The sequence below is a fragment of the Rhodospirillaceae bacterium genome, assembly GCA_016712715.1.
GTDB lineage: Bacteria > Pseudomonadota > Alphaproteobacteria > Dongiales > Dongiaceae > Dongia.
On the sequence record JADJQM010000003.1, the window covers coordinates 684,542 to 694,726 of the forward strand.

At 64.9% G+C, this 10,185-nt stretch carries 5 protein-coding genes and 2 pseudogenes; all 7 read right to left on the minus strand.

The genetic code is table 11. The features are described from left to right. Positions 1-7: 7 nt before the first annotated feature. The 7 genes and pseudogenes from ligA to IPK59_20965 all read right to left on the minus strand — a co-directional run bounded on the left by ligA (position 8) and on the right by IPK59_20965 (position 10,171). A complete protein-coding gene (gene ligA / locus IPK59_20935; GenBank protein MBK8161115.1) occupies positions 8-2,056 on the minus strand; it encodes an NAD-dependent DNA ligase LigA in 2,049 nt (682 codons plus the stop codon). A gap of 53 nt (positions 2,057-2,109) precedes the next feature. Beyond that, positions 2,110-3,789, minus strand: a pseudogene (recN, locus tag IPK59_20940) (DNA repair protein RecN). A gap of 17 nt (positions 3,790-3,806) precedes the next feature. Further along, the gene (gene bamD, locus IPK59_20945; GenBank protein ID MBK8161116.1) at positions 3,807-4,925 is read right to left on the minus strand and encodes an outer membrane protein assembly factor BamD; all 1,119 of its coding nucleotides are present in this window, start codon (positions 4,923-4,925) and stop codon (positions 3,807-3,809) included. A 206-nt stretch (positions 4,926-5,131) separates the two neighbouring features. Then, positions 5,132-6,928 (minus strand): cell division protein FtsZ, encoded by a 1,797-nt coding sequence (gene ftsZ / locus IPK59_20950; GenBank protein ID MBK8161117.1) that lies wholly within the window; start codon positions 6,926-6,928, stop codon positions 5,132-5,134. Between the two features lie 40 nt (positions 6,929-6,968). Next, positions 6,969-8,225 (minus strand): cell division protein FtsA, encoded by a 1,257-nt coding sequence (gene ftsA / locus IPK59_20955; protein MBK8161118.1) that lies wholly within the window; start codon positions 8,223-8,225, stop codon positions 6,969-6,971. A 21-nt stretch (positions 8,226-8,246) separates the two neighbouring features. Then, positions 8,247-9,260 carry a cell division protein FtsQ/DivIB gene (locus IPK59_20960; GenBank protein MBK8161119.1) on the minus strand — a complete coding sequence of 338 codons (1,014 nt, stop codon included), beginning with the start codon at positions 9,258-9,260 and terminating at the stop codon, positions 8,247-8,249. Continuing rightward, positions 9,248-10,171 (minus strand): annotated as a pseudogene (locus IPK59_20965) (D-alanine--D-alanine ligase). Before IPK59_20965 ends, IPK59_20960 begins: the two are co-directional and overlap by 13 nt. Positions 10,172-10,185 lie beyond the last annotated feature (14 nt).

Below are 10,185 nucleotides of genomic sequence, written 5' to 3' on the forward strand. Positions count from 1 at the left end.
GCCGTGGTTACCCCCCGATCAGATCCAACCACTCCTGTTCCGACAACACAACCACCCCGAGTTCCGCCGCCTTGGCAGCTTTCGAGCCGGCATCCGATCCCGCAATCAGATAGTCGGTCTTCTTCGATACGGAGCCAGCCACCTTGGCACCCAGGCTTTCCGCGCGCGCCTTGGCTTCGTTGCGCGTCATCTGTTCGAGTGAGCCGGTGAAGACCACCGTCTTCCCCGCCACTTTCGAGTTGCCGGTCTTGGGTGGCACGAAGGGCTGCACGGCAACGAAGCCGGCAAGGTCCGCGACCACCTCCAGATTGTGCTCCTCGTCGAAGAAATCGATGAGGTCGGCACGGATCGACGGGCCAACCCGGGCGATCGTCGCAAAATCCTGATAGGCCGCACTTTCCGGGTCCTTCGCCGCCACCATTGCCGCGCGCCAGGCTTCGAAGGTCAGATAGTGGCGGGCAAGCAGTTTTGCCGTCTCCTCGCCGATCTGCGGGATGCCCAGCGCATAGATGAAGCGTTCGAGCGAGATCTGCCGCCGCGCCTCGATCGCGCGCAGCAGATTGTCAACCGACAACTCACCCCAGCCCTCGCGCTGCAACAGCAGGTCGCGTTTGTCTTTCAGGCGGAAGAGATCGGCCGGCGATTTGATGAGGCCGTCGGCGAAGAAGGCCTCGATATGCTTGCCCCCGAGTCCATCGATATCGAAGGCCATGCGCGACACGAAGTGACGCAACCGCTCCACCGCCTGCGCCGGGCAGATGAGCCCACCGGTGCAACGCTTGGCGACTTCGCCTTCCTCGCGCACGACATGACTGCCGCAGACCGGGCATCGGTCCGGGAAGCGGTAGGCATGGTGGCGGCCTTTGCGGTCGGCATCGAGGACCGCGACGATCTGCGGAATGACATCGCCGGCGCGCTGCACGATCACCCGGTCACCGACGCGGATATCCTTGCGCGCAATCTCGTCTTCATTGTGGAGCGTGGCGCGCGACACCATCACACCGCCGACATTGACCGGCTCCAGTTCGGCGACCGGCGTCAGCACACCGGTGCGACCGACCTGGATGGTGATGTCCTTCAGGATGGTGTTGGCCTGTTCCGCCGGGAATTTGTGCGCGATCGCCCAGCGCGGCGCCCGGCCGATGAAACCGAGGCGCTCCTGCCAATCGATGCGGTCGACTTTGTAGACGACGCCATCGATATCGTAATCGAGCGTCGCGCGCTCATTCTGCACGGAGTCATAGAAGGCCAGCGTCTCTTCGAGATCATCGGTGACACGGCGGCGCGGATTGACCGCAAATCCCCAGGCAAGCAACTGGTCATTGAGCGCGTGCTGGCTGTCCGGGCGCTTCTCCAGTCCCTCGACGGCACCAAAGGCATAGGCGAAGAACTGCAGCGGCCGCGTCTTGGTGATGCCGGAGTCAAGCTGCCGCAGCGAACCAGCGGCGGCGTTGCGAGGATTGGCGAAGACCGGCTCACCTGCCGCAGCGCGCGCGGCATTCAGCTTCAGGAAGCCGGCTTTCGACATGTAGACTTCGCCGCGGATCTCGATTCGGGCCGGATGATTGCCATCCTTCAGCCGGTGCGGAAGGCCGGCGACATGCTTGAGATTGGCGGTGATATCCTCCCCCACCGCACCGTCGCCACGCGTGGCGCCGCGCACGAACACACCGTCTTCATAGAGGAGATTGGCGGACAGGCCGTCGATCTTGGGTTCCGCCGCCAGCGGTACCGCCGTCCCGGCCGGAAGGCCCAGGAAGCGGCGGATGCGGTCGACAAAATCGGTGACGTCCTCGGCCGCGAAGGCGTTATCGAGCGAGAGCATAGGCACCAGATGCGGCACCTTGGCGAAACCCTGCGCGGGTTCCGCACCGACCTTGTCGGTAGGAGATTCAGCCAGCTTCAATTTTGGAAAGCGCTTCTCGATCGCCTCATTGCGCTGCATCAGCGCGTCGAATTCGGCATCCGTGATCTCGGGATCGTCCTTCTGGTAGTAGCGTGCCCGGTGGTGCGCGATCTCCTTGGCAAGATGCGCGAGTTCGAACTGCGCTTCCATTCGGTTAAGATCCTCGACCGGCTTCTGTTCCGGCGTTACCTTCGGCGCCTTGCTCACGCGGCACCTTTCAGGAGCTTGTCGGCCGCCGCCCGCGCCTCGTCGCTGATCGTGGCGCCGGACAGCATGCGGGCGATTTCCTCGCGCCGCGCCTCGGCGGACAAGGTCGCCACAGTGGTACTGGTGATGCCCTTGGCTATCTTCTTCTCGACCCGCCAATGCTGCGCGCCCAAGGCCGCCACCTGCGGTGAATGGGTGATGACCAGGACCTGCAATTGATCGGCAAGGCGCTTCAATCTTGCGCCCACCGCCGCCGCCGTGGCGCCGCCGATTCCGGCATCCACTTCGTCTCACACCAGCTTCGGCACGGGTTGCGCGCGCGACAGCGAGACTTTCAGCGCCAGCATGAAACGCGCAAGTTCGCCGCCCGACGCAATGCGCTGGATCGGCCCCGGTTCCGCACCGGGATTGGTGGCGACCTCGAAGGCCACGCGGTCGGCCCCACCCTCGCCCAACTGGTTCTCCGAAAGCGCCTCGATCCTCGTGGCAAAGCGCGCCTTCTCAAGCTTCAACGGCGCCAATTCCTTGGCGACCGCCGCATCCAATGTCCTGGCTGCCTTTATCCGCGCCTGGGTGAGGGCCGCCGACGCGGCGAGATAGGCCTTGCGTGTGGCTGAGGCAGCGGCTGTCAAGCCGGCAATGTCGCCGCTCTTGCCGTCGATGAGGTGCAGGCGCTTGGCAAGGTCGGCCAGCAGTTCCGGCAAAGCGTCGGCGCGCACACGGTGCTTGCGCCCGAGGTCGCGCAGCAGATGCAGCCGCTCCTCGACCTTGTCGAGCCGCGCCGGGTCGGCGTCCAGGGACGATTGCAGGGCCTGGATGCCGGCAATGGCATCGCGCAATTCGACGCCCGCGCGATCGAGCGCGCCAGCGACGGCCGCCAGTTCCGGCGCCAGCGCATCGCCCAGTTTGTCGCCCAACCGCTGCAGCCGGCGCTCGGCGGCGATGAGGGCTCGGTCGGCGCCGCGATCGCCGGCCAGATCCTGGTGTGCTGCGTTGATCGCCTCGATCACCTGCGCACCTGCCATCAGCAGTTGGCGCTCCATGGCGAGCCTGGTTTCCTCGTCCGGCTGCGGATCGGCAAGTTCCAGTTCCGTCACCGCATGGCGCAGGAATTCCTCGTCGGCGCGGGCCTGGGTCAATATCTCCTGTGCCTCGGCCAATGCCGCTTCGGCGGCGCGCCAGGCACGAAAGGCGTCGGCCGTCTTCGCGAGCTCGGCCCCATGCCCACCGAATCCGTCGAGGAGATCGCGGTGGGTTGCTGCGTCGAGCAGGCCGTGGGATTCGAACTGTCCCTCGATCTCGATGAGATGCTCGCCGAGATTCCTCAGGAAGGCCACCGAGACCGGCTGGTCGTTGACGAAAGCGCGGCTGCGGCCATCGCTGCCCAATTGCCGGCGCAGGATCAGGTTTTCATCGCGCTCGATCCCCTGTTCGTCGAGCAAGGCCAGCGAGTCATGATCGCGCGGTACGTGGAACTCCGCCGTCACCATCGCCTGGGGCGCGCCCGTGCGCACCAGACCGCTTTCCGCCCGTGCCCCCAAGGCAAGTCCCAGCGCATCGAGCAGGATCGACTTGCCAGCGCCGGTCTCACCCGTCAGCACGGTCAGGCCCGCCGCAAAGGCAAGCTCCAGCTTTTCGATAAGGACGACATTGTGAATCGTGAGGCCGACCAGCATGGCCTGCCGATCACGCGTTATTGCGGTGCTGGGGCATCGTCGCCCAGCGGGATCAAGATCTGGTCGCCGCTCGGTTGGTCTTCCGATTCAGGTGCCATCAGATCCTCGGCCGAAGTCGTCGACAGCGCGGGGGCTTCGGTCGGTGCCGTTACCGGTGCTTCGGGCGCGCTTGCGCTCGGCAGCTCCAGGCCGGTAACCGGATCAACCGGCACGGCGTCCGGGGCCGGCGCCAGATCCGAGGCCGGCGCGTCGGCCGGCGGTGTCGCGAGGTCGGGCGACGGTTCGGCGCCTACGACAGCACCTGGATCGACCAGAGCGATCGGCGGTTCGGCTTCATCGCCTTCCGGCGTCAGGCCTTTGCTGACCAGGAGGTTGTAGGCATCCTGATACCAATCCGATCCCGGATAATTGTAGCCGAGCACGGCCGTGGCCTTCTGCGCTTCGGCGAAGACGCCCAGTGCCACATAGGATTCGGTCATGCGCTCCAGCGCTTCCGGCACATGGCTGGTAGTCTGGAACTTGTCGACCACCACCTTGAATCGGTTGATGGCGGCGAGATACTGCTTGCGCTTCAGATAGTAGCGACCGACATCCATCTCCTTGCCGGCAAGGTGGTCGCGCACGAGATCGAGCTTGACCGTGGCGTCGCGCGAATAGGGCGTGTTCGGAAAGCGCGCCACCACGTCGGAGAGGGCGCGCTGCGCCAGCTCGGTGTTGCCCTGGTCGCGCGTCACATCCTCGATCTGCTCGTAATAGCAAAGTGCCCGCAGGTAAAAGGCATAGGCCGTGCTGCGATTGCCGGGATGGAGTTCGATGAACCGCTCCAGTGCCGGAATGGCATCGTCATAGGCGTCGACCAGATAATAGGAATAGGCCGACATCAGCTGGGCCTGCGTCGCCCATTTCGAATAGGGGTGCTGGCGTTCGACTTCGTCGAACAGCTTTGCAGCCTTGCGCGTCTCGCCGGCCTGCAACGCATCCTTGGCATTGTTGTAGAGTACCTCGACCGGGGTCTCCGGAATCTCGGGCTCCGGGCTGGAACAGGCGGTCATCAGGTATCCGGCGAAAACGGCCGCGAGCACCCGGGCGTGGCCATTCCGCCAAGCGTTTGATTTGTAACCGTTTCGAATCGCCATCTATCCAATTTCCCCGGGGCCGAAGCGGCTCGACTATAGGCGGGCGGGGCGTCCTGCTCAAGCCCAAGGGTGGGCGTCCGGGATTTTGGCCAAGTTATTGTTCGGCGGATAAAAAAGGGGCCCGGACGGCATCTGCCATCCAGGCCCGCTGAAGTCTAAAGACACCTCAAAAGAGCCGCCGGGGCGGCCCCTAGCTCAAACCAGCCTCAATTCGCCTGGCGACGCAGGAAGGCCGGAATATCCAGCATTTCCTCTTCCTGGCGATTCTGGCTCAGCCGGTCGGTGGGATCGAGGTTGAGCGAGGGCTGGATCGGCTGCTGCGGTTCCTGACGGCTGACCCGCGGCTCCGGCCGCTGCACACCCGCCGGCACCGCGTCGCGACCCGGCATCCCACCCTTGCTCTGACCGGCAAAGCGGCTGGTCATCTTTTCGAACAGGGTGGGCGCTTTCTTGCGCGCTTCCGCCTGCAGGGTGGGCGCCGCCTGCAGCGCTTGCGGCGCGACCGGCTCCGGGGCAAAGCGCGGCTGCTCGCTGGTGGCGGCGACACCCAGGTTCAATCCCGTGGTAGGAGCCGTCGGCTGGGGGGCCGGCTGCTGTTGCTGGACGACCGGCTGCGACACCGTCGGCTGCGTGCGGGCTTCCATCGCCGGCGGCGCGACGAAATTGCCGGCCGTGTTGCGTTCGGCCTGGCGTTCGGCCGGCTTCTGGGCAATCCGGTCCAGCGCCGACATTTCGTCGCGCAGGATCGGACGCGCCGGATGCGCCTGCAGCGCGGTAGCGCCCATGGTCGGCGTCATCATGCTGGTGTGGCCCATCTGCGGCTGGCCCATGCCGGACGCGCGCTGCGCCGAGGCCGTGACCGACTGCATGCTGACCGGCTGCGCCGTCATCGCGCTGGACGCGACTGCATCGCTGCGACCACCGTCACCTTGATAACCGCCCGCCTGAAGTCCACTGGCCTGCGGGTTGGGGTTGCGGGCGACGATCGAGAGGTTGGTCCCGCCCATGATGCCCGGACGCGGCTGCACCTGGCTGATCGATTCGATGCCGGTCGCCACCACCGAGATGCGGATCTTGCCGTCCAATGCCTGGTCGAAGGTCGAGCCGAAGATGATGTTGGCATCGGGATCGACCTCGTCGCGGATGCGGTTGGCGGCTTCGTCGACTTCGAACAGCGTCATGTCCATGCCGCCGGTGATGTTGATGAGAACGCCGCGGGCGCCCTTCATGCTGACTTCATCGAGCAGCGGGTTGGAGATGGCGGCCTCGGCGGCTGCAATCGCGCGGTTTTCGCCGGTGGCTTCGCCCGTCCCCATCATCGCCTTGCCCATCTCGCTCATGACGGCGCGGATATCCGCGAAGTCGAGGTTGATGAGGCCCGGCATGACCATGAGGTCGGTAACACCGCGGACACCCGAATAGAGCACTTCGTCGGCCATCTTGAAGGCGTCGGCGAAGGTGGTCTTTTCATTGGCGATGCGGAACAGGTTCTGGTTCGGAATGATGATCAGCGTATCGACATATTGCTGCAATTCCTGGATGCCCGATTCCGCCAGACGCATGCGGTGGGCACCTTCGAAATGGAAAGGCTTCGTCACCACGCCAACGGTGAGGATACCCTGCTCGCGCGCGATCTGCGCCACGACGGGGGCCGCACCAGTACCCGTGCCACCGCCCATGCCGGCGGTGATGAAGGCCATGTTGGATCCGGCCAGTTGCTCGGCGATCTCGCGCACGGCTTCTTCCGCCGAAGCACGACCGATATCGGGACGGGCGCCGGCACCAAGGCCCTTGGTGACCGTGTTGCCGAGCTGGATGCGGCGTTCGCACAAGGATTGCTGCAGGGCCTGGGCATCGGTATTGGCGACCATGAACTCGACGCCTTCCAGCTTCGAGCGGATCATGTTGGAAACGGCATTGCCGCCCGCACCACCGACACCGATCACGGTGATCTTCGGCCGGATGTCGAACGGATCCTGGGGCAATGAAAGATTGAGTGACATGAGGTGCCTCCTTTTGAGTTTGCATATTCGGGTCGCAAGGTCAGAAATTGTCTTTGAGCCAGGTGCCGAACCGGCCGATGAGGCCGGTCGACGCCTGTTCGCGTGGTTTGCCGGGGCGCAAGGCATCGGCATCGGTTTCGAGGGCGTAGGAAAGCAGGCCGGACGCGGTGGCAAAGGCCGGGCCGTTGGTCGCATCGGCGAGGCCGTGAATGCGCAAGGGCCTGCCCATGCGCACCTGTTTGTCGAGCACGAGAGCGGATAGCTCGCGCACCCCGGAAAGCTGGCTTGCGCCGCCGGTCAGCACGACGCGGCGCCCGGCGACCTTGTCGAATCCCGAGCTCTCCAGGCGCGAGCGCACCAGCTCGAAGGTTTCCTCAAGGCGCGGCTGGATGATGCCGATGAGGATCGAGCGCGGAATGGCGTTCATCAGCCCGTTCTCTTCCTCGCCCACCTGCGGCACCTGGATGATCTCGCGCTCATCGGCCGGCGTCGCCAGGCAATTGCCATAGAGCGTCTTCATGCGCTCGGCATGGGTGAGCGGGGTGGAAAGGCCGCGGGCGATGTCGTTGGTGACATGGCCGCCGCCGATCGGCACCGAATCGGTATAGACGACATGGCCGTCGAAAAAGACGGCAAGCGAGGTCGTGCCGGCGCCCATGTCGATGACAGTCACCCCCAGATCCATTTCGTCATCCACCAGAGTCGAGAGACCGGACGCGAAAGGCGATACCACGAGTGCCTTGATATCGAGGTGACATTTTGCAACGCAATTGGTGAGGTTGCGCACGGCACCCGCCGCGGCGGTGATGACATGCATGTCGACGCCGAGTCGCTCGCCGAACATCCCGCGCGGATCGCGGATGCCCTTCGAGCCGTCGATCGAATAGCCGACCGGGATCGAGTGAATGAGGCGCCGCTCCGAATTGCCGTTTATCTGGCTGCCATGCATCAGCACGCGTTCGAGATCATGCTCGCCCACTTCGCGCCCGGCCAAGGGCACTTCGACGCCGACTGTCTGCGAGGCGGGGTAGCCGCCCGAGAGATTGAGCACCACCTCGTGGATCGTCTCGCCCGCCATCTGCTCGGCCGCGTGCACGGTCGAGAGCACGGCCATCTCGGCCTGCTCCATGTCGACGATCGAGCCGGCCCGCACGCCGCGCGACACCTGATGGCCGATGCCGATCACGTTCGGCCTTCCGTCATCGGCCACCCGCGCGATGAAGCAGCAGATCTTGCTGCTGCCGACGTCGATGGCGGCGATCAGGCCGTTCTTGGGGGCGATGCGAGGCTTCTTCATGGTCTCGGTCTTCCTCGCCCGTCAGGTTGCGTTGTTCTTGTCGACCGATGTCGACAAGGGCGTTGCCGCCGGGGTGAGGATGGGTTGTTCTTCAGGCGCCGCCTTGCCAGCCGGCGCCGTCTGATCGGATTTCTTCTTGGCACCCTCGGCATCCTCGGCCACCGCCGGATGTGCCTGGCGCACGATCAATTTATCGTCCTGCCGCAGGTCGATGACGCTGATATCCTTGTCGAGCAGCCGGTGCTGCCGTTCGAGGCTCGCAAAACGCGCCCAGGCAGCCTCTGCCGCCAATTCCGGCAGCTTCACATCGACACCATTGTCAAGGCGCAGGTTCCAGCGGCGATTACCGACCAGGACAGCAGCCGTCACGCGCTGCTGGAGGCTGGGTTCCAGCGCCAGCATGGTAAAAAGCTCGCCGGCCTTCTGCGGAGCGGCGTCGCCGACGATGACGGGCAGCTTGCCGAAGCGCGCCACATCCTTCACCGCGAGCACGTCGCCGGTGCGGCTGACAAGATAGAAGGTGCCCTTCTTCTGCCACAGCGCCAAGGGCTCAGCCTCGGTCAGCGTGACACGGAGAGTATCTGGCAGGCGCCGTTCCACCGCGGCCGCCGTCACCCAGGGAAGATCAACGATGCGCTGGCGCGCCGCTTCAAGATCGATGTCGAGAATGGCGTCGCCCTTGAGCGCGCCCAAAGCCAGCATGACGTCTTCCTTGGGCGTTTCCTTGCGGCCTTCGACTTCCAGCGATGCCAGCGCATAACCCGCATCGGCGGTGGTTGCGACAAAGCGCTGGCCGGCGAGGTCGGCGAAATAGCCGGTCCAGCCGCTGCTGATGGCCCAATAGCCGATGCCGCCCACCGACATGCCGAGACCGAGCACGATGCCGACCGTCATCAGGTGCCGCTCCAGCGCCGTCTTCGGGCGCTTGCGCACGGGCACACGCTGCGTGCTGCTGATCGGGCGCTTACGTAACATGCCGCCCACCATCGGCATGGTGGCGGCCGCCGCACCCTGATGCGCGGTTACGCGTCGCATTGCGCGTGCTCCACCATCCAGGACACCAGTTCGGGATAGGACATGCCGAGATACTTGGCCTGTTCCGGCACCAGGCTGAGTTCGGTCATGCCCGGCTGGGTGTTGGTTTCCAGCAGGTAGATCTCGCTCGTTCCACCTTTGCCGGTATCGTCATAGCGGAAGTCCGAGCGCGAGACGCCGCGGCAGCCCAGCGCCTGATGCGCCGCCAAGGCCATGCGCAGGCATTCGGCATAGACATCGGACGGCAGCGGTGCTGGCACCAGATGCTCGGTCATGCCGCCGGTATATTTGTTGGCGTAGTCGTAGAAGCCGGATTTGGGCCGCAATTCGGTGACGGCCATCGCCTTGTCGCCCATCACGCCGCAGGTCAGCTCGCGGCCCGGGATGAAACGCTCCGCCAGCACCACATCGCCGAACGGCCAATCGATGCCGGCGAAGGGCTTCGCGTTGTCGCCGGCCTTGATGATGGTGACGCCGACGCTGGAACCTTCATTGTAGGGCTTCACGACATAGGGGCGCGGCAGCGGATCGCCCGCCACGACCTCGGCCCGGCTGAGCAGCTTGCCTTCCGGCACGCGCAGGCCCGCCGCCACGAACAGGCGCTTGGCCATCGTCTTGTCCATGGCGAGCGCTTAGGCCATCAGCCCGGAATGGGTATAGGGAATCTTGAGGAGGTTGAGCACGCCTTGAATATTGCCGTCCTCGCCGAAGCGGCCATGGAGGGCGTTGAACACCACGTCGGGGCGCTGTGCCTTCAATTGCGCGATCACGGCGCCAAGCTCGACGCCCGCATCCAGGGTCTCGACGGTATAGCCGGCTTCCTTAAGCGCTGCCGCGCAATTGGCGCCGGAGGCCAATGAGACCTCGCGCTCTGCCGACAAACCACCCATCAGGACCGTGACGCGCTTCATACTCGGGTCAACTC